General features: G+C 69.9%; 22 protein-coding genes and 1 pseudogene. 12 read left to right on the forward strand and 11 right to left on the reverse strand.

Annotation, left to right across the window (positions count from 1 at the left end):
- Positions 1-501, reverse strand: a 501-nt coding sequence (locus DI624_RS14220) for a PfkB family carbohydrate kinase (RefSeq protein WP_291539797.1), incomplete at its 3' end; no start/stop codon positions are given.
- A 92-nt stretch (positions 502-593) separates the two neighbouring features.
- Between DI624_RS14220 and DI624_RS14225 the strand changes: the two genes are divergently transcribed.
- Both DI624_RS14225 and DI624_RS14230 read left to right on the forward strand, forming a co-directional pair.
- On the forward strand, positions 594-1,496 hold the full coding sequence (locus DI624_RS14225; protein ID WP_291539799.1) for a transporter: 903 nt from the start codon (positions 594-596) through the stop codon (positions 1,494-1,496).
- Between the two features lie 64 nt (positions 1,497-1,560).
- On the forward strand, positions 1,561-2,403 hold the full coding sequence (locus DI624_RS14230; RefSeq protein ID WP_291539801.1) for a universal stress protein: 843 nt from the start codon (positions 1,561-1,563) through the stop codon (positions 2,401-2,403).
- A gap of 3 nt (positions 2,404-2,406) precedes the next feature.
- On the opposite strand, the gene nth is transcribed toward DI624_RS14230, so the two are convergent.
- Together nth and DI624_RS14240 are read right to left on the reverse strand one after the other, a co-directional pair.
- Positions 2,407-3,108, reverse strand: a complete 702-nt coding sequence (gene nth / locus DI624_RS14235) for an endonuclease III (protein ID WP_291539860.1) — start codon at positions 3,106-3,108, stop codon at positions 2,407-2,409.
- Positions 3,109-3,164: 56 nt separating this feature from the next.
- Positions 3,165-4,496 (reverse strand): NAD(P)/FAD-dependent oxidoreductase, encoded by a 1,332-nt coding sequence (locus tag DI624_RS14240; protein ID WP_291539803.1) that lies wholly within the window; start codon positions 4,494-4,496, stop codon positions 3,165-3,167.
- 117 nt (positions 4,497-4,613) lie between these two features.
- Between DI624_RS14240 and DI624_RS14245 the strand changes: the two genes are divergently transcribed.
- From DI624_RS14245 to DI624_RS14265, 5 genes are read left to right on the forward strand one after another with little or no spacing between them, the layout of a single operon-like run.
- Positions 4,614-5,714, forward strand: coding sequence for an HlyD family secretion protein (locus DI624_RS14245; RefSeq protein ID WP_291539805.1), 1,101 nt, complete (start codon positions 4,614-4,616; stop codon positions 5,712-5,714).
- Complete coding sequence (locus DI624_RS14250) at positions 5,711-7,312, forward strand: DHA2 family efflux MFS transporter permease subunit (protein WP_291539807.1); 1,602 nt, start codon at positions 5,711-5,713, stop codon at positions 7,310-7,312. The genes DI624_RS14245 and DI624_RS14250 overlap by 4 nt, the downstream gene beginning before the upstream one ends.
- Positions 7,312-7,932, forward strand: coding sequence for a TetR/AcrR family transcriptional regulator C-terminal domain-containing protein (locus DI624_RS14255; RefSeq protein ID WP_291539809.1), 621 nt, complete (start codon positions 7,312-7,314; stop codon positions 7,930-7,932). The genes DI624_RS14250 and DI624_RS14255 overlap by 1 nt, the downstream gene beginning before the upstream one ends.
- Before the next feature lie 48 nt (positions 7,933-7,980).
- A complete protein-coding gene (locus DI624_RS14260) occupies positions 7,981-8,754 on the forward strand; it encodes a creatininase family protein (RefSeq protein ID WP_291539811.1) in 774 nt (257 codons plus the stop codon).
- 32 nt (positions 8,755-8,786) lie between these two features.
- Positions 8,787-9,221: a phasin family protein gene (locus DI624_RS14265; RefSeq protein WP_291539813.1), complete on the forward strand. Its 435-nt coding sequence runs from the start codon at positions 8,787-8,789 to the stop codon at positions 9,219-9,221.
- Positions 9,222-9,243: 22 nt separating this feature from the next.
- On the opposite strand, the gene DI624_RS14270 is transcribed toward DI624_RS14265, so the two are convergent.
- The 3 genes from DI624_RS14270 to ftsY all read right to left on the reverse strand — a co-directional run bounded on the left by DI624_RS14270 (position 9,244) and on the right by ftsY (position 11,551).
- Positions 9,244-9,858: a MarR family transcriptional regulator gene (locus tag DI624_RS14270; RefSeq protein ID WP_291539815.1), complete on the reverse strand. Its 615-nt coding sequence runs from the start codon at positions 9,856-9,858 to the stop codon at positions 9,244-9,246.
- A gap of 99 nt (positions 9,859-9,957) precedes the next feature.
- On the reverse strand, positions 9,958-10,614 hold the full coding sequence (locus DI624_RS14275) for a septation protein IspZ (RefSeq protein ID WP_291539817.1): 657 nt from the start codon (positions 10,612-10,614) through the stop codon (positions 9,958-9,960).
- A gap of 1 nt (position 10,615) precedes the next feature.
- Positions 10,616-11,551, reverse strand: a complete 936-nt coding sequence (gene ftsY, locus DI624_RS14280) for a signal recognition particle-docking protein FtsY (protein ID WP_291539819.1) — start codon at positions 11,549-11,551, stop codon at positions 10,616-10,618.
- Positions 11,552-12,092: 541 nt separating this feature from the next.
- On the opposite strand from ftsY, the gene DI624_RS14285 reads away from it, so the two are divergent.
- The gene (locus DI624_RS14285; RefSeq protein ID WP_291539821.1) at positions 12,093-14,135 is read left to right on the forward strand and encodes an NAD(+) synthase; all 2,043 of its coding nucleotides are present in this window, start codon (positions 12,093-12,095) and stop codon (positions 14,133-14,135) included.
- Positions 14,136-14,168: 33 nt separating this feature from the next.
- On the opposite strand, the gene hisC is transcribed toward DI624_RS14285, so the two are convergent.
- From hisC to DI624_RS14310, 5 genes and pseudogenes are all read right to left on the reverse strand, one after another.
- On the reverse strand, positions 14,169-15,272 hold the full coding sequence (gene hisC / locus DI624_RS14290) for a histidinol-phosphate transaminase (protein ID WP_291539823.1): 1,104 nt from the start codon (positions 15,270-15,272) through the stop codon (positions 14,169-14,171).
- A gap of 14 nt (positions 15,273-15,286) precedes the next feature.
- Positions 15,287-15,973, reverse strand: coding sequence for a hypothetical protein (locus DI624_RS14295; protein WP_291539825.1), 687 nt, complete (start codon positions 15,971-15,973; stop codon positions 15,287-15,289).
- Positions 15,973-17,028: a DUF2125 domain-containing protein gene (locus DI624_RS14300; protein WP_291539826.1), complete on the reverse strand. Its 1,056-nt coding sequence runs from the start codon at positions 17,026-17,028 to the stop codon at positions 15,973-15,975. The genes DI624_RS14295 and DI624_RS14300 overlap by 1 nt, the downstream gene beginning before the upstream one ends.
- A gap of 48 nt (positions 17,029-17,076) precedes the next feature.
- Positions 17,077-17,550 carry a Cys-tRNA(Pro) deacylase gene (gene ybaK, locus DI624_RS14305; protein ID WP_291539828.1) on the reverse strand — a complete coding sequence of 158 codons (474 nt, stop codon included), beginning with the start codon at positions 17,548-17,550 and terminating at the stop codon, positions 17,077-17,079.
- Between the two features lie 3 nt (positions 17,551-17,553).
- A pseudogene (locus tag DI624_RS14310) lies at positions 17,554-20,297 on the reverse strand (ATP-dependent DNA helicase).
- A 207-nt stretch (positions 20,298-20,504) separates the two neighbouring features.
- Here DI624_RS14310 and DI624_RS14315 point away from each other — a divergent pair.
- Genes DI624_RS14315 through pdeM form a run of 4 tightly spaced genes read left to right on the forward strand, consistent with a single transcriptional unit; the run spans position 20,505 to position 24,428 of the window.
- Positions 20,505-20,744 carry a hypothetical protein gene (locus DI624_RS14315; protein ID WP_291539832.1) on the forward strand — a complete coding sequence of 80 codons (240 nt, stop codon included), beginning with the start codon at positions 20,505-20,507 and terminating at the stop codon, positions 20,742-20,744.
- A complete protein-coding gene (locus tag DI624_RS14320; RefSeq protein WP_291539834.1) occupies positions 20,741-21,178 on the forward strand; it encodes a type II toxin-antitoxin system VapC family toxin in 438 nt (145 codons plus the stop codon). The genes DI624_RS14315 and DI624_RS14320 overlap by 4 nt, the downstream gene beginning before the upstream one ends.
- The gene (locus DI624_RS14325) at positions 21,175-23,679 is read left to right on the forward strand and encodes a ligase-associated DNA damage response DEXH box helicase (RefSeq protein ID WP_291539836.1); all 2,505 of its coding nucleotides are present in this window, start codon (positions 21,175-21,177) and stop codon (positions 23,677-23,679) included. Before DI624_RS14320 ends, DI624_RS14325 begins: the two co-directional genes overlap by 4 nt.
- Complete coding sequence (pdeM, locus tag DI624_RS14330) at positions 23,676-24,428, forward strand: ligase-associated DNA damage response endonuclease PdeM (RefSeq protein ID WP_291539838.1); 753 nt, start codon at positions 23,676-23,678, stop codon at positions 24,426-24,428. Before DI624_RS14325 ends, pdeM begins: the two co-directional genes overlap by 4 nt.
- Positions 24,429-24,488 lie beyond the last annotated feature (60 nt).

A 24,488-nucleotide genomic window follows, 5' to 3' on the forward strand; every position in this document is an offset into this window, starting at 1 on the left:
CAGATAGCCTTCCAGATAGACGATCTCGCTGGCGCCGATCAGGGCCTCGTCGATGTCGTCGGCGTAAAGCTGGTTCGCCGCGCCCAGGAAGGTCGCCATGGTGCGCGCCCCGTCGGACAGGACGTTGATCAGGCAGCGGCCGGTGCCGAAGCCCTGGTCGGCGCCGCCGGTCAGGACCGGCGTGTCGAAGTGGACGCCCGCCGCGCGGATGTCGTGGGTGAAGACCTGGCCCAGCACATCGTCGGTGACCTTGCCGATATAGGCCGCGCGGCCGCCGAACGAGCCGACGCCCGCCACGGTGTTGCCGGCCGACCCTCCCGAGGCCTCGACCCCCGGCGCCATGGCGTCATACAGGGCGGCGCTGCGTTCGGCGTCGACCAGCTGCATGGAGTCGGGAGCCAGGTCCTGCGCCGCCAGGAAGGCGGCGTCGCAGGGGCTGAGGACGTCGACGATGGCGTTGCCGACGGCGCAGACGTCGTATCGGGCGGTGTTCTGGGTCATGGTCGCGCCTTAGCCCGCGGCGGGCCCGGCGTCATCCGAAATCATATAAGGAAGCCCTTATATGGCCGACCCCGCTCCGGTATGAGGACGCCATGACCCAGATCGCCGTCCTGATCCCCGATCCGTCCGACCGCTCCTACATCGGTCGCTGGCCCGAGGTGCTGGCGCGGCTGAAGGCGGTGCTGGAGCGCACGGGCGCGACCGTGGCCGCCGCCCCTTGGACCGACCATGTGCAGGACGCCTCGGGCCTTGAGGCCTATGATCTGATCCTGCCGGTCATCGCCTGGGGTTATCACCGCGATCACCCACGCTGGCTGACGGCGTGCGGGACCTGGAGCCGGGCGGGCCTGCCGGTCGCCAATCCGGCCGAGGTGCTGCGCTGGAACTCGGATAAGACCTATCTGGCCCGGCTGGCCGACAAGGGGGCGCCGATCCCGCCGACCCGCTGGACCGACGGCGTGACCCCGGACCAGGTCGCCGCCGCCTTCGCCGAGACGGGCGCGCCGATGCTGATCGTCAAGCCGACGGTGTCGGCCGGGGCGTTCCGCACCCTGCGCCTGTCGCCGGGCGAGCCCCTGACCGAGGCGCCCCAGGGCGCGGCGATGATCCAGCCCTATCTGAAATCCATCGAGACTGAGGGCGAGACCTCGCTGCTGTTCTTCGGCGGACGTTTCAGCCATGCGGTCAACAAGCGGCCCGTGCCCGGCGACTTCCGCATCCAGATGCAGTTCGGCGGCCTCTATCGGGCCGTGACCCCCGACGCCGAGGCGATGGTCCTGGCCGAACGGGTGCTGGCCGCCATCGCCGAGCCGCTGCTCTACGCCCGCATCGACCTGGCGCGCGACGACGCCGGGCGCTGGGTGCTGATGGAGGCCGAACTGATCGAGCCGGACTTCTATCTGGACCACGACCCATCGGACGGCGCGGGTCTGGCCCAGGCGGTCGCAGAGCGTCAGACCGCGAAAGGGCGGGCCCGAGGCGCGCGGGCGTCTTGATCTGGGGCAAGGCCGCCCCACCTCAAGCGTGGCAGTGAAGTCGGCATTCAAGGGGCGAACGACCATGACCACCTCCTATCGCAAGATCGCCGTCTTTGCGGATGCGACGCCCGAGGGCCTGCGGCTGTTCGGCCGGGCGGCGCTGCTGGCCAGGCGTCTCGGCGCGGAGCTTATCGCCGTCTATGGCGGAGAACGCAGCCCGCTGACGCCGGACGAGACCTTCACGCGGGGAATGAAGGCGATCACGGAGGTCGTCCGACGCCACGATGCGGCCGACCGCGCACACGCGGCCGAAGAAATGGAACCCCTGCGCATGGCCGCCGAGGCGCTGGGCCAGCCCGTCGAATTTCAGGTGGTCTGGTCGGGCGGCGAGGACGAGGCGCTGCGCTTTCTGGACTGCGATCTGATGGTCGCCGCCCATCCGTCGCCGCCTCATCTGCCGCCCAGCTGGACCGCCGAACGTCTGCTGAGCCTGAACGGCGGGCCGATGCTGCTGCTTCCGTCGGTCTGGCCGGGCGATGACCATGGCCGTCACGTCGTCATCGCCTGGAACGGCAGCCGCCAGGCCCGGCGGGCCGTTACCGAGGCCCTGCCCCTGCTGTCGCGGGCGTCTCGGGTCACGATCCTGGTGGTCGACGGCGACCGATACGCCCTGGAGGCGGGCCATGTCCCGGGGCAGGATCTGGCCGAGTATCTGGCCCGGTTCGACATTCAGCCGGTCCTGCATTCGGTCGCCTCGGGCGAGGCAGGCATCGCCGATACGATCACGCGCGAGGCCGTCGGCCTGGGCGCGGACATGGCCGTCATCGGCTGCTACAGCCGCTCGCGGACCCTGGAGACCATCTTCGGCGGCGTCACCCGCACCCTGTTGCGCGACACGACCATGCCGCTTTTCCTGTCGTTCTGACCCTCAGCGCCCAGGTTCCGGCGCCGTTTGACCAAGGACGGCCAGCCCAGCCCGAGACGGACACAGGTCGGCGATGACGCAGGCCAGGCAATTCGGCCTTCGGGCCGTGCAGGTGTAGCGGCCGTGCAGAATCAGCCAGTGATGCGCCTTGGGCAGCCAGGGCTCGGGCACGACCTTGAACAGCTGCGCCTCGACCTTGTCCGGCGTTGCGGCGTTGGCGAGGCCCAGCCGGTGCGAGACGCGAAAGACATGGGTGTCCACCGCGATGGCGGCCTCGATCCCCAGTTCGTTCAGCACCACCGAGGCGGTCTTTCGTCCCACGCCGGGCAGGGCCTGCAGGTCGGCGCGGTTCAGCGGGATCTGGCCGCCGTGCTGCTCCAGCAGGATGCGGCTCAGGGCGATGACGTTCCGGGCCTTGCCGCGATACAGGCCGATGGAGGCGATGTAGGGGATCAGCCCTTCTTCCCCCAAAGCCAGCATCTTCTCGGGCGTGTCGGCGACCTTGAACAGCCGCTCGGTCGCCTTGTTGACCGAGACGTCCGTGGCCTGAGCCGACAGGGCCACGGCGACGACCAGGGTGAAGGGATTGGAGAAGTTCAGCTCGGTCCTGGGGTCCGGCATGACGCCGGCCAGCCGTTCGAAAATGCGCTCCACCCGGTCCTCGTCGGGCGGCCAGCGCAGGATGGGTATGGCCGCCCCGGTCATCACCGACGGCCGTTTCGGCGCCGGCTTCGGCAGGGGCCTTACGGGCTTCGGCGATTTCACGACGGGACCTCGCCCGGGTCGCACGGCGCAAGGCCCAGGGCGGCCAGGGCCGCGTCGGCCGCGCGTCGGCCCTCCATCCAGGCGCCGTGGGCCGTGCCGTAATAGACCGGCGCCGTCGCCTCGCCGGCCAGGAAGATGCGATCTTCGACCGGAACGCGCAGCCGGGCGCGATCCGCCGCATGGCCCGGCAGGGCGTGGGAATAGGCGCCCCGCGACCAGGGATCGACGCCCCAGCCGCTGACGGCGACCGCCTCCAGCCGCCGCCGCATCCCCGACCCCAGGGCGGAAACCAGTTCGGAGGCGGCGAAGTCGAACAGGGCGGCCGGGCCGTCGGCCTCCAGCCCCCAGGCCAGGTCCGCGCCGAAATAGGCCTCGATCATCGGCCGGCCGAAGGGGCGCAGGTGATAGCCGCCGGTCTGAGCCGTGTCGGTGCGGGTCCAAAGCTGGGTGTCGGGCTGGAAGTCTCCCGCGCCGCGCACCGTCATATGCACCTTGGACGCCAGGCCCAGCGGCACGCCGGCCGTCGCCTCCAGCAGGGCCGGAACCGGCGGGTCGATGCGAATGGTCTCGTCGGCGATCAGACTGTTGGGGACCGTCAGGATCACGATCCGCGCGGTCAGGGCGCCCCGGCTGGTCTCCAGCCGCAACAGGGGCCCGGAGCGGTCGATGCGGCGCACGGCGCAGTCCGTCGCCGTGACCGGCGACACCGCCTCGCCCAGCCGTTCGATCAGCCGGCCATACCCCTCGCGCACTCGCCAGTTCACGCCCGTATCGCCATAGGCGTCGTAGTCCAGGCTGGAGACCTCCGCGAACCGGGCGCCGTTCAGGGCGCCCGATATGGCGTCCATATGGGCGTTCCAGCGACCGTCGGGATCGAAGAAGTCCGAGGCAGGACGATCCTCGCCCCGCGCCGCCGCCTCCGACACCCGCCGGTCGAACGCGGCGAACGCCTGGCCGAAGGCGGCCTGATCGGCCGGCGTCATCTGATGGTCGAAGGCCTGGGTGCGCCAGGGCGGCGGGGTCCGGTCCAGCGTCAGCCCCTCCGCCTCGACGCGGGCGGCCAGAACGTTGTCGTCGGCCGAGTGCAGCCAGCCGCAGCCCATATCCAGCCCTTCGCCCTCGGCCCGCTGAGTAAAGGCCCGGCCGCCGATCCGATTCCGCGCCTCCAGCACCAGCATCGACAGGCCCCGAGAGGCCGGATTCGCCCGCATCATCCGGCGGGCGGCGGCGATGCCGGCCGCCCCGGCGCCGACCACGACCACGTCGACCTGGGACGGCAGGGGATTGGTGGCCTTGGAGAAGTCGGTCATGCAGTGGCGAAGATACACGAAATCCCGCCCGCCCCGGCAAGCCGCAAAACATTCGCGCGGCGGCCCATTGATTTCTGGACGGCGCAGTCCATTTTAGCGCCGCTTCAATTGGTCGCACCCTTTGCGGATTTCGTCATGTCGCCTGAACTCAAGAAACGTCTGCCGCTGATCGCGGCGGGGATCGTCGGCCTGGCGCTGATCGTCGGCGGGGCGATCTGGTGGCTGAACGGCCAGCGTTGGGAGAGCACCGACAACGCCTTCGTCCAGGCCGACACCACCCTGGTCAGCCCGCAACTGTCGGGCCGCGTGACCGAGGTTCTGGTCGGTGACAACCAGCGGGTCGAGGCCGGGCAGATCCTGGTCAAGCTGGACGATTCCGACGAAAAGGCCCAGCTGGCCCAGGCCGAGGCCAATCTGGCGGCCGCCATCGCCGCCGTCGGCCATGTCGACGCCCAGGCCGAACAGGAACAGGCCACCATCGCCGCCCGCGCCGCCGCCGTCAGCCAGGCCCACGCCCAGGCCGGCCTGGCCCGCGCCGAGGTCGACCGCTACGGCAAGCTGGCCGAACAGGGCTGGGTCTCCCAGCAACGCATCCAGACCGAGCGGGCCAGCGCGGCCACCGCCGCCGCCAGCGTCGAACAGGCCCAGGCCGCCCTGGTCGCCGAACAGCGCACCGCCGGCGTGCTGGGCTCGACCCGCCAGCAGAGCGTCGCGGCCGTTGAACAGGCCCGCGCCGTGGTCGATCAGGCCCGCATCGCCCTGGACCGCACCGTGATCCGGGCGCCCGTGGCCGGCGTGGTCGGCGCCCGCAGCGTTCGCCCCGGCCAATTCGTCAACGCCGGAACGCAGCTGCTGTCCATCGTGCCCCTGAGCCACACCTATATTGTCGCCAACTTCAAGGAGACGCAGCTGGACAAGGTGCGCCTGGGCCAGGCGGTCGAGATTTCCGCCGACGCCTTCCCTGGCCGCAAGATCAAAGGCCGCGTCGACAGCTTCGCCCCCGCCACCGGCTCGGAGTTCGCCCTGATCCCGGTCGAGAATGCCACCGGCAACTTCACCAAGATCACCCAGCGCGTGCCGGTGCGGATCGTGGTCAGCGGGGCGGATCGCAACCTTGCCCTGCGGCCGGGCCTGTCGGTCGACGTCAAGATCGACCTGAAGAGCCAGGGCGGTCAGAGCTTCGCCGAAGCCTCGACCGGAGCCGCGAACGGCGCGAACGGAGCCGCAGGCCAGTGACCGCCGCCAACCCCGCCGCGGTTCCCGCTACGGGCGGGGGGCCCGTCGCCGGCCATCCCGAGATCAACTGGACCATGCTGCTGCTGGGTTTCGCCGGCATGGTGGTGGGCCAGTTCATGGCCATTCTGGACATCCAGATCGTCGCCGCCTCCCTGCCCCAGATCCAGGCCGGGGTCGGCGCCTCGGCCGACGAGATCAGCTGGATTCAGACCGCCTATCTGATCCCCGAGGTGGTGATGATCCCCCTGTCGGGCTTTCTGTCGCGACTGTGGGGCACCCAGCGGCTGTTCCTGGCCTCGTGCGTCGGTTTCGTGCTGATGAGCATCGCCACGGGTCTGTCGTCGTCGATCGACATGATGATCCTGTTCCGGGCCATCCAGGGCTTCGTCGGCGGCGCCATGATCCCGACCGTCTTCGCCGTCGCCTTCACCGCCTTTCCGCCGGACAAGCGGGTCACGGCCAGCGTGGTCATGGGGCTGATCGTCACCTTGGCGCCGACCGTCGGCCCGACCCTGGGCGGGCACCTGACCGAATGGCTGAGCTGGCGCTGGCTGTTCTTCATCAACGTCGGGCCGGGGCTGATCGTGCTGTTCCTGGTCGGTCGCTACGGAAACTTCGACAAGGGCGATCCGTCCCTGGCCAAGGGGTTCGACTGGTGGGGGCTGGGTCTGATGGCGGCCTTTCTGATGTCGATGCAGTTCGTGCTGGAGGAAGGCGCCAAGAACGACTGGTTCGACGACACCCACATCCTGTTGCTGACCGTCGTCGCCGCCGTCGCCGGGCCGATCTTCGTCTGGCGTTCCCTGACCTATCGCCAGCCGATCGTGGAACTTCGGGCCTTTGGAAACCGCAACTTCCTGGTCGGTTTCATCATGACCTTCATCGTCGGTTTCGCCCTGTTCGGCGGCACCTTCCTGCTGCCGCTCTTCCTGGGGCGGGTGCTGGGCTATTCGTCGGCCGAGGTGGGCACCACCATGGTCGTCTCGGGCCTGGCCATGTTCGCCACCGGCCCCTTCGCCGGGCGGCTGGTGCGCAAGCTGGACGCGCGGGTTCTGATGTTCGGCGGCTTCATGATGTGCGCCTGGGGCATGTGGGAGGCCCGCCTGGTCACGGAGAACTGGGGCTTCTGGGAGTTCGCCTCGGTCCAGGCCTTCCGCGGCGTGGGCGTGATGCTGGCCATGATCGCCTCCCAGCAGGTGACGATGGCCACCTTGCCGCCGCACATGGTCAAGAACGCTTCGGGCCTGGTGAACCTGGCGCGCAACGTCGGCGGGGCCTTCGGCCTGGCGATCCTGAACACCAGCCTGACCACCAACACCGCCCTGCACATGAGCGAACTGACCAGCGCCATAGGACAAGGCGACCAGGCGGTGCGCCAGATGATGGCGGGCATGGCCCAGCGGTTCGCCGGCACCATCGACCCGGCCGCCTCGGCGATGAAGGCCATCTATGGCCTGTTGCAGAAACAGGCGACGACGATGGCGTTCGGCGACGCCTTCGCCCTGCTGGGCGTACTGTGCGCCGGGGCGGCCTTCGTCACCCTGATGGCCCAGCCGGTCCGGGCCCAGGCCGGCGCCCCGCCCACGGACGCCCACTGATGGCGCGCCGCCGCGGACAGGTGGATGAACGAAAGAGCGAGGCGATCCTGGACGCCGCCGCCGCCCTGTTCGCCGACAAGGGGCTGCAGGCCAAGATGGACGAGATCGCCAAACTGGCCGGGGTGTCCAAGCAGACGGTCTACAACCGCTTCGCCTCCAAGCTGGACATCGCCCAGGCCCTGGCGAGCAAAAGGGTGGAGGACATCGTCGCGCCCCTGCGCGCGGCGGGCGATCCGCAGACGGCGCTGGAGGCTCTGGCCCTGACCCTGCTGAACCGGGTGTGCAGCGCCGACAAGGTCGGCTCCATGCGCGGGGTGGCCCTGATCTCGACCGAGGCGCCCGAGATCGCCCACGCGATCTATGAAGCCGGGCCGCGCCGCAGCCTGCGCGAAATGGCCCTGTGGCTGGCGGAACAGACGCGGCTGGGGCGGCTGGCGGTCTCCGACCCCGAACAGGCGGCAGAGATGTTCTCGGGCCTCGTGCTGGGCCACGCCCATCTGCGGGCCATGCTGGACGTGCCGCAACTGGCGCCTGACAAGCGCGCGGCGCGCGCCAGGGAGGCGGCCCGCATCTTCGTCGCGGCCCATGCGCCCGTCCCGCCGCCATGCGAGACATCCTGAGCCGGGCGCGCTAGACCTCCCGCCGTCCTGTAGATTGCGAGCGTCTCCATGCTGATCCACCTGTCCTCCTGGCCCGAGATCGACGCCCGCCTGAACGACGGCTGGCCGTTGTCCAGGACCGTGGTCGTGCCCATCGGCTCCAACGAACAGCATGGACCGACCGGCCTTCTGGGCACCGACTGGCTGTGCCCGGAGATCATCGCCCATGCGGCCGAGAAGACCGACGCCAACCTGATCGTGGCGCCGACCTTCAACATCGGCATGGCCCAGCATCACCTGGCCTTTCCCGGCACCATCTCCCTGCGTCCCTCGACCTTCATGGCCGCGATCACGGACTGGGTGTCGTCCTTGAGCCGACACGGGTTCGAGCGGATCTATTTCCTGAACGGCCACGGCGGCAACGTCGCCACCATCGAGGCGACGATCTCGGAGATCTACGCCGAGTGGAGCTTCGTCGAGGACAGCCCGCCCTTCATCCTGAAGCTGAAGAACTGGTGGGACCTGCCCGGCGTCAACGGCCTGTGCAACCGGCTGTTTCCGACCGGCCACGGCATGCACGCCACCCCTTCCGAGATCGCGGTGACGCAGGCCGCCTATCCCGAGCGGATCAAGACGGCCGACTACAGCCCCCGGATCGCGCCCAGCGGCCCGATCCGCGACGCCCTGGACTATCGCGCCCGCTTCCCCGACGGCCGGATCGGCTCGGACCCGGCCCAGGCCAGCCCCGAGAAGGGTCAGCAAATCATCGATGCGGCGATCCCCGCCCTGCTGAGCGACGTCGCGGCCTTCGCCGGCGAAGCCCGATCGGAGATCGCGTCCTGAGCCGGCGGCCCCCCACGGTCGCGGACGCCGCCGTGGTCGGCGCCGAACTGCTGGCGGCCTCCGCCGAGGTGATCGCCGTCCGCACCGGCCGGATCGCGCACAGCCTGGCCGGCGCCAGGGGACCGGACCTGAAGGAACTGTCGCTGATGGGTTCGGAAAAGGCCGAGGCCCTGGCCGCCTCGGCCGGGGCGGCCCTCGCCAACGCCGAGGCCATCGGCCGGCGGCTGGGTCGGGCGGCGATGGACGAGGGCGCCCATGCGCTGCACGCCGCCGCCGCCATCGGCCAGTCGCGCACCCCGGCCCAGGCGGCGGAGGCCCAGTTCACCTATGCGATGGGCTGGTGGAGCCGGGCCGCACGCCAGGCCCTGACGCTGAACGACGCCTTGCTGACGGCCCAGGCCGAGACGGTGGCGCCGATCCACCAAACAGCCACGGCCAACGCCAGAAGGCTGCGCAAGACGACCTAGCGGGTTCCCGCTATCGTCCGAGCTAGACCGTCTCCACCACCTTCAGCTTGGGCTTCTTGATCTTGACGGGCTTGGCCGGGCGTTCGGCCTTTCGGGCGGCCTTTTCGGCCTTGCGGGTCTCTTTCTCGGCGGCTTTCAGGGCTTTTTTAGCGGCCTTGGCCTCGGCCCTGGCGGCGTCGGGGGCGGCGTCGGCGGCGGCGGCCAGTTCGGCCAGCTGAGACAGGAAGGCGTCGCGCTGGCCCTTGGGCAGCAGGCCCATGATCCGCTTGTCGGCCGCCTCCACCCGCGGGCGGGCGGCCTCCAGGCGGGCGGCGCCCTCCGGGGACAGGCGAACCGCCTTGGCGCGGGCGTCCACCGTCGAACGCTCGCGCTCCAACAGCCCCTTGGCGGTCATGCGGGCGACCAGGTCGGCCAGGGTCGAGCGGTCGATGCCGGTCATGCGGACCAGTTCGGTCTGGGTCAGGCCGGCCTTCAGGGACACCGCTTCCAGGACCGCGAACTGACGCTGGGTCAGGCCGTCGGCGCCGGTCTCCTCGGCGTAGATATCGAGCGCGAGCTGAAGGGCGCGGTGCATCAGATGGCTGGGCGACGTGCCCAGCGGCCCCACCTTGCGCGCCGACTTGCCAGGCTTCACCATCGAACCGCTCCCCTTCAGTTTCGTCCGAACACGTATCAGCCCAGCTTTACGATTTGACGGGAAAAGCGCGTCGTTTCCGTGACAGTTCCGCTTGCCGATCTACAGGCCGGGATCGGGGGAGATCGGGCCCGGCGGCTCGTCCTTGATCATGTTCCTCATGATCAGCGGCACCTGCGACAGGCCGAAGACGGAGGCGGCGATCCACAGAACGCCCCGAAACCCGGTCCAGACGTCGTTGGGATTGGGCGTGTCGCGCCCCAGGGCGTGCCAGATCGCGGTCACGGCCTGGGGACTGCGGAACACTTCGTTCAGCACGGCGACGGTCAGGAAATATAGGCCGTAGCGCAGGGTCAGGGTGCGCCAGGCCGCGTCGTTGACCCGGATCGCCGAGCCCAGCAGGGCCTTGAACGGGTATTTCTTCAGCGGGATCGACCCCAGCAGCACCACGGCCAGCAGGCCGTTCTGGACCGTCAGCTTCAGCTTCACGAACAGGTCGTCGTGAGTGAAGATGGTCAGAAGGCCGAACACCAGGGCGAACAGGCCGGTGATCAGCGGCAGGGGGGCGAAGCGCCGCTCGACCGCATAGCCGACCACTAGGGCCAGCGCCGAGGCGCCGACCAGCACCCAGGTCGCCAGGATCATGTCCCGGGTGACGAAATAGCTGACCATGAAGGCCGCCAGGGCGCCGAAGTCGACGGCCTGGCGGATCCACTGGCGGTTCTTCCGGGGAGCGGGCGCGGGGGCGGCGTCGGTCATCTCAGTCCTCCAGCCCCACCAGCGAGCGCGAGAAGGCGTGGGCGTCGAACGGTTGCAGGTCCTCCACTCCCTCGCCCACGCCGATCAGCATCAGCGGGGCGTCGGACGCCTGGGCCACCGGAACCAGGACGCCGCCGCGGGCGGTGCCGTCCAGCTTGGTCATGACGACGCCGGTGACGAAGGCGGTGCGGCCGAAAATCTGCTCCTGGGCCAGGGCGTTGCGCCCCACCGTGGCGTCCAGCACCAGAAGGGTGTCGTGCGGCGCCTCGGGGTCGATCTTCTTCAGCACCCGCACGATCTTGAGCAGTTCGTCCATCAGGGCGGACTTGTTCTGCAAACGCCCGGCCGTGTCGATCAGCACCACGTCGAAGCCCTCGGCCCTGGCCTTCTGATAGGCGTCGAAGGCCAGGCCGGCGGCGTCCGCGCCGTCGCGACGGCTTTCGAAATGGGCGCCGGCCCGTTCGGCCCAGACCTTCAGCTGCTCGCGGGCGGCGGCGCGGAAGGTGTCGCCGGCCACGACCATCACCTTGGCGCCCTTGCCCGTCAGGTCGGCGGCGATCTTGCCGAGCGTCGTGGTCTTGCCCGAGCCGTTCACCCCCACGAACAGCACGACATAGGGTTTGGGGCCGTTCAGCGGATCGAAGGTCGCCTGGCGCGGCGAAAGCTCGGCCGCAACCGCCTCGGCCAGCGCCTCCTTGACCTCGCGTTCCTGGGCATCCTTGCCGAACTTCAGACCGCGAAACCGCTGGACGATCCGGGCCGAGGCGGCCGGCCCCAGATCGCTTTCCAGCAGATGCTCCTCCAGCTGTTCGAGCGAAGCCTCGGACAGGGGTTCCTTGACGAAGGTGGCGACGACCTGGTCGGTCATCTGCTTTGAAGAGCGGGAAAGCCCAGCGGACAGGCGCTGGAACCAGCCCTTTTTCGGCGTGTCGTTCATCAGATGGCTTTAGCCGGGGCGAAGGCGGACGTCATCCGCATTCGCAAGGACCGCAGGCGGACAGATCGACCGGGGCGCGCGGACGGAATTTCGAGCCTGGCCGGAAAAAGAGAGTCTGAATGGTGTGAATAGTGTGAAATCGCCGGTCGACGGCCCGATGCGTCGCCGCCGCGCCACGGACGCCCGTCGGAAAAAGAGACGACGCCTGTCGGGGAAAACAGAGTCTGAATAGTGTGAATGGTGTGAAATCGGTTCTCCCCCCCGCCCCCGCTGTGCGCGGTCGTGCGCGCGACAGTATGGGGCGCCGGGAAGGGGCGGGCAGGAAGCGGACGAAAGAAACCGGCAAGGCGTTGAAATCCTTGGGACGGGACCAGCGTCATTGTGCGGGCTGAGGCTGATCTGATCTTTCGCCATCCCCCTGGTCGCGGCGCGCCGGAGGATGACGAAGGATACAGGCGCGAAGGAGGGATTCCGTCCCTTCGTCTTTCGCGCCTATATGAAGGCCGATGACCGGCGCAGGCCGGATGATGCGGACGATGCCATGGCCGAGCCCCTTCCCTTCTTCTCGCCCAAGACGCACGGCTTCGTGCGCGTGGCGGCGGCGACGCCGGTGGTTCATGTGGCTGACCCCAAGGCGAATGCGCAGGAGCATCTGGCCCTGATCCGTCAGGCGGGCGAACAGGGCGTGGACCTGATGGTCTTTCCCGAACTGTCGCTGTCGGCCTACGCCATCGACGACCTGCACATGCAGGCGGCCCTGCTGGACGAGGTGGAACGCCAGATCCCGGTCCTGGCCGAGGCGACGGGCGAGCACGATCTGATCGCCGTGGTCGGGGCGCCGATCCGCAGCGGCGACGCCCTGTTCAACTGCGCCGTGGTGATGGGCGGGGGCGAGGTTCTGGGCGTGGTCCCCAAGACCTATCTGCCCAACTACCGCGAATACTATGAGAAGCGCTGGTTCGCCCCGGCGGCCGCCCGCGCCGAGGACGTGATCCGGCTGAACGGCGAGACGATCGATTTCGCGCCGGGCCTGGTGTTCGAGGCGGCGAACCGGCCGGGCTTCGTCTTCTCGGTCGAAATCTGCGAGGACTATTGGGCGCCGCTGCCCCCCTCGACCCGCGCGGCCCTGGCGGGCGCGCGGATTCTGCTGAACCTGTCGGCGTCCAACATCGTCATCGGCAAGGCCGACGAGCGGGCCATGCTGAGCGCCAGCCATTCCGCCCGGACCCTGTCGGCCTATGTCTTCACCGCCGCGGGCTGGGGCGAGAGCACCACCGACCTGGCCTGGGACGGCCAGGCCACCATCCATGAACTGGGCGCGGCCCTGGCGCAGGGACAGCGGTTCGCCCTGGACGGCCATCTGACGATCGCCGACGTGGACGTGGACCGGATCGGCCTGGACCGGCTGAGGAACGGCACCTTCGCGGAATGCGCGCGTAACGAGGGCGAGACGGCGACGGTCGTGCCCTTCCTGGCGCGCGCGGACCAGACCGAGAGCGAGCTGATCCGGCCGCTGGATCGCTTCCCCTTCGTGCCCGACCAGCCGGCGCGGCTGGATCAGGATTGCTACGAGGCGTTCAACATCCAGGTGCAGGGCCTGATGCGGCGGATGCGGGCCACGAACGGCGAACGGCTGGTGATCGGCGTGTCGGGGGGGCTGGATTCCACCCAGGCCCTTCTGGTCGCGTGTCGGGCCTTCGACCGGCTGGGCCTGCCGCGGACCAATATCCTGGGGTTCACCATGCCGGGCTTCGCCACGTCGGAGGGGACCAAGTCCAACGCCTGGGCGCTGATGAAGGCCCTGGGGACGACGGGAGCCGAGATCGACATCCGGCCCGCCGCCGAACAGATGCTGCGCGATATCGGCCATCCGTTCGCGGACGGTCAGCCCGTGCACGACATCACCTTCGAGAACGTGCAGGCGGGGCTGAGGACCGACTATCTGTTCCGCCTGGCCAACCAGAACAGGGCCTTCGTCCTGGGCACCGGCGACCTGTCGGAACTGGCGCTGGGCTGGGCCACCTATGGCGTGGGCGACCACATGAGCCACTACAACGTGAACGGCGGGGTGGCCAAGACCTTGATCCGCCACCTGATCCGCTGGGTGGCGTCGCGCGAACTGGTCGGGGCGGCGGCGACGCCCACGCTGCACGCCATATTGGACACCGAGATCTCGCCCGAATTGGTGCCCGCCAAGGACGGCGCGATCCAGTCGACCGAGGGGACGGTCGGCCCCTATGCGCTGAACGACTTCTTCCTGTTCTACATCAGCCGGTTCGGGCTGAAGCCGTCCAAGGTCGCCTATCTGGCGCACCAGGCCTGGGGCGACGCCGGCGCGGGCGAATGGCCCGAGAACACCCCCGAGGACGAGAAGGTCGAATACGACCTGGCGACCATCAAGGCCTGGTTGCGGAAGTTCCTGATCCGCTTCTTCCAGACGGCCCAGTTCAAGCGCTCGGCCCTGCCCAACGGGCCCAAGGTGGTCACGGGCGGCTCGCTGTCGCCGCGCGGCGACTGGCGCGCGCCCTCGGACGGCGCGGCGCGGGCATGGCTGGACGAACTGGACGCCAATGTGCCGGACTGACGCCGCCTGACGGGGCGCGACCGGGTCCGCGGCCTATCCCGCCGCGAATTCGCTCAGGGCGTCGATGACGGCGCGGTTCTGGTCTTCGGTGCCGATGGTGATGCGCAGGGCCTGGGGCAGGCCGTAGCCGCCGACGGGGCGCACGATGACGCCCTTCAGGTTCAGATAGTCGTTGGCGGCGGTCGCCTCTTCCGGCCCCTCGAACACCACCAGGACGAAGTTGCCGGCGCTGGGCAGGACCTCGAAGCCGAAGCCGCGAAGGGCCTGGGTCAGGCGCGGCTTCCAGGTCGCGACCAGGTCGCGCGAAGCCGCCTGGTGGGCCGTGTCGGACAGGGCCGCCGCCGCCGCCTCCAGGCCCGGAACGGAGACGTTGAACGGCAGGCGGATGCGGTCGACGGCCTCGGCGACCGCGACGGGCGCATAGCCGAACCCGATGCGCAGGCCGCCCAGGCCGTGGATCTTGGAGAAGGTGCGGGTCACGACGATGTTCGCGGCGTCGCGCGCCAGGGGGAAGGCGGTCTCCCAGTCGGCCTCGGTCACATATTCCGCATAGGCCTCGTCGATCACCAGGACGACATGGGCGGGCAGGGCGGCGTGCAGGCGGCGGATTTCCTCGCCGGTGTTGTAGCTGCCGGTCGGGTTGGACGGATTGGAGACATAGACGATCCGGGTCCGCTCATCGACCTGGGCCAGGAGGGCGTCGACCTCGGCCTTGAAGTTCGGCTCGGGCGCCAGCTTGACCTCGGCCTCGCAGGCCTTGGCGCTGATCCGGTAGGCCAGGAAGCCGTACTGGCCGCAGACGATGTTGTCGCCGGCCGTCAGATAGGTCTGGTTCAGCAGGGCGAAGACCTCGTCCGAGCCATTGCCGAAGATCAGCCGCTCGGGCTCCAGGCCGTGGGTCTCGGCGACCGCGGCGCGCAGTTTGGCCGCGCGGCCGTCGGGATAGACGTGGATGTTCCTGACCGCCGCCTCATAGGCCGCGCGCGCCTTTTCGCCCGCGCCCAGCATGTTCTCGTTGGAGGACAGCTTCATCGGCTCGGCCACGCCGGCGATGGACGACTTGCCGCCGACATAGGGGGCGATGTCGAGGATGCCGGGCTTCGCCACAGGGCCGTGAGGAGCGGTCGCGTCGGTCATGGAAAGCCTTGATCTCAGAAGATGGGGGCGGCGCCGATGACGCCGTTCAGATGGCCGGGCGCGCTCTTCAGCCGCCCGTCGTCGGCCTGCACATAGCCCGTCAGCACGAACAGCTTCAAGCCGCCCGCCGCCGCCAGGAGGTCCGCGGCCAGCCCGGCCTGGCCCAGGGCGTCGACGATCTTGCCCTCCGACCAGCCGCTGTCCGTGACCCAGAAGCTGCGGTCGTCGCCGGTCGGACCGGAGGCGTCCCTGGCCACGACGAAGGCCTGGGGCCGGCCGCGCCGGTCGTCGGGCAGGGCGGCGACGATCCGAAGGTCCGGCCGCGCCAGAAGCCGCCCCCACCAGGGCCGATCCGGCGTCAGGTCGATCACCGCGCGCGATCCGGCGTCCGCCGCCTTCAGCGCCTCCTCGGCCGACAGGGGGCGCACGCCCAGGCCGAACCGATCCGTGGCCAGGGCCTGGGCCACCCCGCCGCTGGCGACCAGGGCCGGGCCCGTCGCCGCCTCCAGCCGTCCCCAGACCGTCTTGATCACCCCGACCTGGGCCGGGGTCAGTCCGTCCAGCAGCGAGCGCAGGGCGATGGCGGCGGCGTCCAGGCGATCGCGCGGCCCGGCGGCGAGCCGCGCCGCCACGGCCTGGGCCACCGCACGGTCCAGCGCCAGCAGATCGTGGTCCATCTGCGGTTCGTCCAAAAGGGTCATCAGAACAGCTTCGGCGCCGGGGCCAGGGGGAAGGGCCCCAGCCAGGTCCGCCCGTCGCGGAACACCAGCGTCAGCGGAAGCTGCTCCTGCCCCGTCGCCTGAGCCGCGTCGGCCGCCGCAGCCGCCCCCGCCGCGCCGATCCGGTTCACCGCCCCCTGGCGCGTGGCCATCAGGCCCGACAGGGCCGGCAGCGGCTTCTGCGCCTGAAGCGCCACCTGGCCCGTCAGACGACCGTCGGCGTCGGCCTTCAACAGGTCGCTGGTCAGGGTCGCGCGGCTGTCGCCGGCCTGAAGATCGCCGCGCACGTCGCGAAAGGCGCCGCCTCCCTTGGTCCAGGCGGAAAAGACCCCGCCGGCGTCCCCGCCGGTCTTCAGCAGACCGGCCTGGCCGATCACGGCCTCGATCTGGGTGGTCAGATAGCCGTCCTGCGCGAAGCCTTCCACCGGCCCGTCGGCCCGGCCCTGGCCGCCGACCAGACGGAACATCACATCGACGTCGTCGGCCGGCGCGACGGAGCCCTCCAGATGCGGGCGGGCGTAGATTTCGATGCGTTCGGCGCGGGCGATGGGAAACGGCTCGGCGCCCGTCTGGGTCGTGAAGACCGGATTGACCATCTCCAGCGCCAGATTGGGCCAGCGCTGGTCGACGCCGCTGGCGCTCATGCGGATGGCGTCGCCCTTGACCGCCACCTCGCCCTTGCCGGCGCGCGTCAGGACCAGCCCCTGCGGCACCGCGACCACCCATTTGGTCGGCTGATAGGCGTTGGCCTCGGCGGTCAGTTCCGGCGCGGCCAGGGCGTGGCCCGACGGCATGCCGACGACCAGCCGGTCCAGAACGACATGGGTGCGGAAGGGCCAGCCCGTGATCGTCTTGTCGTCATAGCGCACGGTCCAGCCGCCTTGGCGCAGGGCCTGGACCTGGGTCTCCAGGCGGGCGTCGATCTGGCGCGTCAGATAGAACCACCAGCCGGTCCAGCCCGCCAGGACGATCAGCACCAGGACGAAGGGCGCATAGAGGCCCGCTCGGCTGTGTCGCGGGGGCTGGGTTCGGGTCATGCAGGCTCCGGTGTTCACCGTCCTATACCGCAGGGGAAGGACGGGTTTCTAGGCGGTCAGGTCGGCCAATACGGCGCCCGTCGCCCGTCGCGCATCCTCGGGCGCGATCTCCAGCAGCAGGCCGCGCTGGCCGGCGTTGATCAGGATGCGGTCGAACAGGATCGCCGTCTCGTCGAGGGCGGTCCTGACGGCCTTCCTCTGGCCGAACGGACTGACGCCGCCGACCTTGAAGCCGGTCAGGCGCTCGGCGTCGGCGGGTTTCATCATCTGGGCCGACTTGCCGGCGAAGACGGCCGCCAGCTTCTTCATGCCGACCTCGCGGTCGGAAGGAACCACCACGCAGGCCGGCGCGCCGTCGACCAGGGTCATCAGGGTCTTGAACACCTGCTCCGGGTCGCGGCCCAGCGCCTCGGCCGCCTGCAAGCCCGCGCGCGGCGCGTCGGGATCGTAGTCGTAGGGGTGCAGGTCGAAGGAAATCCCGGCGCGGATCAGGGCGACGGTGGCGGGGGTGGTCTTGGACATCGCTCAGCCTGGATGGGGGTTCAGGAAGTCGCGGGTCAGTTCCACCGCATCGGCCAGACCCATGCGCTGCACCTCGGTTCCCGGCGGCAGGCTGGCGAAGAGGCGGGTGGGGGTGGCGGCGTCCAGCATCAGAAAGACCCCCTTGTCGTCGCCGCGCCGGATCAGCCGTCCGAACGCCTGGGCGATGCGGGCGCGGGCCAGGGCGTCGTCATAGCCCTTGCCTTGCGAGAATTGGCCGCCCAGCCGTTCGCGCCGGGCCTTGTGCAGCAGGTCCGGGCGCGGCCACGGCACGCGGTCGAAAGCGAGGACGCGAAGGGACCGCCCCGGCACGTCCACCCCGTCGCGCACGGCGTCGGTGCCCAGAAGGCAGGCGTTCTCCTCGACCCGGAACATGTCGACCAGCGCCCCGACCTCCAGCGGATCGACGTGCTGGGCGTAGAGCGGCAGACCCGCCTTGGCCAGGTCCGGCCCCAACCGCTCATAGACCGCCTTCAGCCGGCGGATGGCGGTGAACAGACCCAGCCCTCCGCCGCCCGCCGCCAGGAACAGTTCGCGCATCGCCGCCGCCGTATGGCGCGGATCGTCCTTCGTCAGGTCGTTGACGACGACGACCCGGCTGTTGGCCGCATAGTCGAACGGGCTTTCGACCTTCAGGGTGCGCGGCGGCTCGATCAGTCGCGCCGATCCGGTTCGCAGCCGCGCCAGGTCAAATGGGTCTTCCTGTAGGGGATCGGACAGGGTGGCGGACGTGACCAGCACCCCGTGCGACGGGGCGATCACGGCCGCCTCCAGCGGCACGGTCGGGTCGATCCAGTGGCGGCGCAACGCGACATCGTGGATGCGGCCGAACGCCGTCTCGGCCGACAGCCAGTCGACGAAGTCGGGATCGGGCTGATCGCCGCCGTCCTCCAGCGCCGCCAGCATCGAGCGCCAGCCCGGCAGGGTCATGCGCGCGCGCCGGTCCAGCCCGCGCAACGCCCCCTCGATGCGGGACCGCTGCGACCCGTCCAGCTCGGCCGCCTCGTCGTCGAGAATGTCTTCCAGATGGCGCGACAGGGCCAGCAAGGGCGCCTCGACGGCGGCCAGGGCCTGAGCCGCCGCGCGGGCGGTCTCGGCGACCGGATCGGTCACGGGCTTCAGGGCGCACTCCATGCCGAACTCGGGCCCGCCATATGTGCTGGTTTCGGCCGTGCGGGCGCGCAGCTGGTCCAGGGCGGCGGCCAGGAAGGCCTCGATCGGCCCGATGGGATTGACCTCGCCCGACGCCGGGGCGACCCGGCCCGACACGCCCTCGCCCGGCAGGGCGGCGGCGGCGCGGATGGCGTCCTGAAGCGCTTTCAGCGCCGCCTCGTTGTCGTTGACCATGTCGCCCAGCCGCTGCTCCAGCCCGCGTCCGCGACGGCCCCGCCCCTCCGGCCCTCTGATCCAGCGACGCAGCTCGGCCGCCTCCTGGCCCGACAGGCAGGCGGAAAAGGCGCTGTCGGCGGCGTCGAACAGATGGTGGCCCTCGTCGAAGACGATGCGCTTCAGCGCCGCCGTCTCCCCGTCCGACCGCTGGCCCCGCGCCGAGCGCGCCCCGTCGAACGCCGCCTGGGTCAGGACCAGGGCGTGGTTGGCGATGACCAGATCGGCCCGGCGGCTGGCGCGGATGGTCTTTTCGACGAAACAGGTGCGGTAATGCGGACAGGCGGCGTGCACGCACTCGCCCCGCCGATCCACCAGATTGGCCGCCCCCGCCGCATGGGCCGCCGGCAGGGCGAACAGGCCGGGCAGCCAGCCGGGAAAATCGCCCCCGGTCATGTCGCCGTCGCGCGTGTGCAGCGCCCAGCGCCCGGCCAGGGCGAGGCCGATCAGGTCGCCGTTTCCCAACTGGGCCGCCTGCACCATGTCCTGCAGGTTCAGGACGCACAGATAGTTCTCGCGCCCCTTTCGGATCACCGCCTTCTTCTTGCGCTCGGCCGGATCGGGCCACAGCGAATGGCTCTCGCGGTCGTCGAAATCCACGCCGCCCCCTGGTTCCGCTCGGCCCACAGGGAGGCGGGCGCCAGATAGCCCAGGGTCTTGCCCGTGCCGGTCCCCGCCTCGGCCAGCAGGACGCGCGGCCGCCCCTCCTCGTTGCGGGGCGAAAAGGCGAAGGCGGCCTCGGCGGCGTAGTCGGACTGGGTCGGGCGGGTCTCGTCCAGGCCCGAGGCCTGGAGCAGTTTTTCCAGCCGGATGCGCGCGGATTCCGAATCGACCGGCGCCGAGCCCGCCTCGCCGCGCGGCGCCTCGTCCTCCCATTCGGTCAGGCGCGACCAGACGTCCAGGCCCGACCCGCGATGCTGGCGCGCGCGCACGCCGCCGGCCTCCAGCGCCTGGACCACCCGCTCGCCCCAGGCCCAGCCGGCGCGCTGCATCGTCAGGCCCAGGACATAGGCCGCCTCGCGCTCTGGATAGGCGGGCTCGGCCAATTCGCGCAGCAGCAGACCCGCCGCCTCGCGCAGCGCCGTCGCCTGCGCCTCCGCCGACTTCGGCTCGGCCAGGCCCAGCGACAGGGCCAGCCCGGTCGGCGACGGCGCGCAGAACCGCGCCGGCCGCACGAAGGCGTACAGTTCCAGCACATCCATCAGATCGGGCGACCGCGGCGGCGGCGTCAGCCCCAGCCGCCGCGCGGTCAGCGAGGCATGCGCCACCATCGCCGGCCCGGTGCTGAAGAACCCCTCGGCCGCGCCCCGCCCGATCTTCCGGGCGCCCTGATCGTCGCACACCGCCCCGGCGCCGGGCGGCGTGGCGAGCGCCGGCGGCAAGTCCGCCCAGGGCTCGGCGCCTGTGGCGGTCCTAGGCGTCGAGATTTCGGCGATGACGGATTCGTCGGACACGCCGTGAATATAGCGAGCCGCCCAGCGAAACGGAACGGGAACATCTGGTTTCGAGCGCGTTATGGCTCTATATGTCGAGAGAACAAGGAGATCGCCGTGAACAAGCCGATTGATCCCACGGATTGGCTGGCCGCCATGGCCGCCAAGATCGAGGCCGAAGGGCCCCAGACGGTGGACGTCGCCGGCCACGGCCGCGTGACCTTGGTCGCCGAGGCCGAGTTCAGGCGATTGAGCGAAAGAAAGCCCAGTTTCAAGGAATGGCTTCTGACAGGTCCACGGCTTGACGACGTTGAGATCGAGCGCGATCCCCGCCCCAGCCGAGATTTCTCTTTTTGAAGTATCTTCTCGACACCAATGCGATCAGCGAAACGCTGAAATCCCGTCCAGATGAAGGTTTTCTCGACTGGCTCGACACGGTCGTCTCGCCGCCGGAAGACCTCGACGACACCCTATATGTCAGTGTTCTGTCCTTGGCCGAGATGCGTCGCGGCGCCCTGAAACTAGCGCCCGGTTCGAGACGCGAGGTTATCGAAAAGCGGATCACGGAGATGGTCGAAGACTACAACGACCGCCTTCTCGCCGTAGACCTCGCAGTCGGAGAACGGTGGGCCGTTTTGGCTGAGCATTACAAACGGAACGGGATCACGGTCGGGTTGATCGACGAATTGATCGCTGCGACCGCCCATGTTCATGGTCTGACGCTGGTCACACGCAACCTGCGCCATTTCGAGCATTCGGGCTGTCGCCTGCTGTCGCCGTGGAGCGCGTGAGAACGCTTCCCCCGCTATTCGCCGACTGGTTCGCGGGGCGCGGCTGGTCGCCTCGGCGGCATCAGCTGGAGATGGTCGCGGCGGGCGAGGCGGGATCGCACGCCCTGCTGGTCGCGCCGACCGGCGGGGGCAAGACGCTGGCGGGCTTCCTGCCTAGCCTGATCGATCTGGCGGAACGTGGGCCCAAGCCGGCGACCGGGCCGGGATCTGGGATTCACACGCTTTATCTGTCGCCGCTGAAGGCGTTGACCACCGACGTCGAGCGCAATCTGACGACGCCGATCCGCGAGATCGGGCTGAACATCCATGTCGAGACGCGCACGGGCGACACCAAGCCATCCAAGCGCCAGCGACAGCGCGATTTTCCGCCCGACATCCTGCTGACCACGCCCGAACAACTGGCCCTGTTCTGCGCCTGGGAAGGGGCGCGGGCCTATTTCGCAGACCTGAAATGCGTGGTGCTGGACGAGGTCCACGCGATCTGGAGCGGCAAGCGCGGCGATCTGCTGTCGCTGGGTCTGGGGCGATTGCAGCAATTCGCGCCCGGGATGCGGCGGGTGGGGCTGAGCGCGACCATCGAGGACCCCGATTTGATCCGGGCGTGGCTGGCGCCGCGCGGAGGAACGCTTGACGCCGTCACGCTGGTCCGGGGCGATCCCGGCGCGCCGGCGGTGGTCGATGTTCTGATCTCCGAGGGTCAGGTTCCCTGGGCGGGCCACACCGGCCGGCACGCCATCCCGGAGGTCTACGCCGCCATCCAGCGATCGACCCTGGCCCTGATCTTCGTCAACACCCGCTGGCAATCGGAGTTCGTGTTCCAGCAGCTGTGGGCGATCAACGACGACAATCTGCCCATCGGCCTGCACCACGGCTCGCTGGCGGCGGAGCAACGGCGCAAGATCGAGGCGGCGATGGCGCGCGGCGACCTGCGGGCCGTGGTCTGCACCTCGACGCTGGATCTGGGCATCGACTGGGGCGACGTGGACCTGGTGATCCAGATGGCGGCGCCGAAGGGATCGAGCCGCCTGGTCCAGCGGATCGGCCGCGCCAACCACCGGCTGGACGAGCCGTCGCGGGCGCTTCTGGTGCCCGCCAGCCGGTTCGAGATGCTGGAGTGCCAGGCGGCGCGCGAAGCCGTGGCCGCCAACGCCTTCGACTGGGAGCCGGTCCACATCGGCGCCCTGGATGCGCTGGCTCAGCACGTCATGGGCGTGGCCTGTTCCGAGCCGTTCGACATGCCGGCCCTGTACGACGAGATCGTCGGCTGCGGCCCCTATCGCGACCTGACCTGGGAGCAGTTCGAGGAGGTGGTCGATTTCGTCGCCACCGGCGGATACGCGCTTAGGACCTATGACCGCTTCGCCCGGATCGTGCGCACACCCGACGGCCGCTGGAAGGTCAGAAACCAGCACATCGCCCAGCGCCACCGGATGAACGTGGGCGCGATCGTTTCGGCGGGCGCCCTGAACGTGCGGATCGCCAGCCGCCGGGGCGCAACGTCGCGCCAGCTGATCGGCGGCCGCAAGGTGGGCGAGGCCGAGGAATGGTATTTCGAACAGCTGACGCCCGGCGACACCTTCCTGTTCGCCGGCCAGGTCTGGGCCTTTCAGGGCATCGTGGGGACCGACGCCCTGGTGACGCACGCGAACGACAAGGAGCCCAAGATCCCCTCCTGGGGCGGGTCGAAATTCCCGCTGTCCACCTCGCTGGCCGACCGGGTGCGGGCCATGGTTCAAGACCGTGACCACTGGCGCGTCCTGCCGCCGGACGTGCAGGAGTGGCTGGAGCTTCAGGAGACGCGCTCGGCCATTCCCGAGGCCGAATCCATGCTGGTCGAGACCTTTCCGCGCGGCAGCCGCCATTTCCTGGTCGCCTATCCGTTCGAGGGCAATCTGGCGCACACCACCCTGTGCATGCTGCTGACGCGGCGGCTGGATCGGATGGGCGTCGGGCCGCTGGGGTTCGTCGTCACCGACTATTCGCTGGCCATCTGGTCGATCCGACCGATGGACCGGATCGACCTGGACGCCCTGTTCCAGCCCGACATGCTGGGCGACGATCTGGAGGCCTGGCTGGAGGAAAGCTTCATGATGAAGCGGTCCTTCCGCAATTGCGCCCTGATCTCGGGCTTGATCGAGCGCCGCCAGCCCGGCGCCGAGAAGACCGGCCGGCAGGTGACGTTTTCCACCGACCTGATCTACGACGTGCTGCGCCGCCACCAACCCGATCACCTGCTGCTGAAGACCGCGCGCGCCGATGCGGCGCGCGGCCTGTTGGACGTGGCGCGCCTGGGGCAGATGCTGACGCGGATCCAAGGGCGCATCCGCCACCAGCCCCTGGCCCGGCCCTCGCCCTTCTGCGTGCCTGTGCTGGTCCAGATCGGGCGCGAGCGGGTGGGCGGGGACGCCGCCGAGATGATCCTGGACGAAAGCGCCGAAACGCTGATCGCCGAGGTGATGGACGACGACGAACCGGACACGCACGCTGGCGGCCGGGCATGAACGCCGCCCTGCGCCAGACCCTGGCCCCCGCGCGCCGGACCTGCGGCGCGTTGAGCGTGCGGATCGCGGGCGAGGCCTGCGTGCTGCGCTGTTCGGGGGCGATGTGGGTCCCGGCCCATGGCGCCCTGATCGTCGCCGACCTGCACCTGGAAAAGGGGTCGGCCTTCGCCGCGCGCGGCCAGATGCTGCCCCCCTACGACAGCCGCGCGACCCTGGATCGGCTGGAGGCCGAGATCGAGGATCTGGCCCCGTCCCTGGTCGTGTTGCTGGGCGACAGTTTCCACGACGCCAAGGCCGTGCCGCGCATGGCGGCGGACGACCGGATGCGGCTGGATCGGCTGGCCGCCGGGCGCGACTGGCTGTGGCTGGAGGGCAATCACGACCGCGAGGCCCTGAACCGGGATGCGCGGAGCATCGGCCGTCTGCCCGGCCGGGTCGTCGGCGACATGACGCTGGGCGCGCTGCGCCTGACGCACGAGCCGGGGGCCCTGTCGGCCGACGACGACCGCCGGGGCGAGGTGGCGGGCCATCTGCATCCGGCCGCCCGCGTCGCCGCCTATGGCCGGGGGGTGCGCCGGCCCTGTTTCGTCACCGACGGGGGCCGCATCGTCCTGCCGGCGTTCGGAGCCTTCACCGGCGGGCTGAACGTGCGCGATCCGGCCATCGCCGGCCTGTTCGCCGCCCCGCCCCTGGCCGCCGCCCTGGGCCGCGACCGCGTCCACGCCCTGGACTGGTCGGTGCTGCGCTGAAGATTTCGGGGTCGAGACGTTCGTAAAGCGTTCAGCACGTCGCTTCACCTCGTCTTGGTT

It is taken from the genome of Brevundimonas sp. (assembly GCF_003248455.1).
Taxonomy (GTDB): Bacteria; Pseudomonadota; Alphaproteobacteria; order Caulobacterales; family Caulobacteraceae; genus Brevundimonas.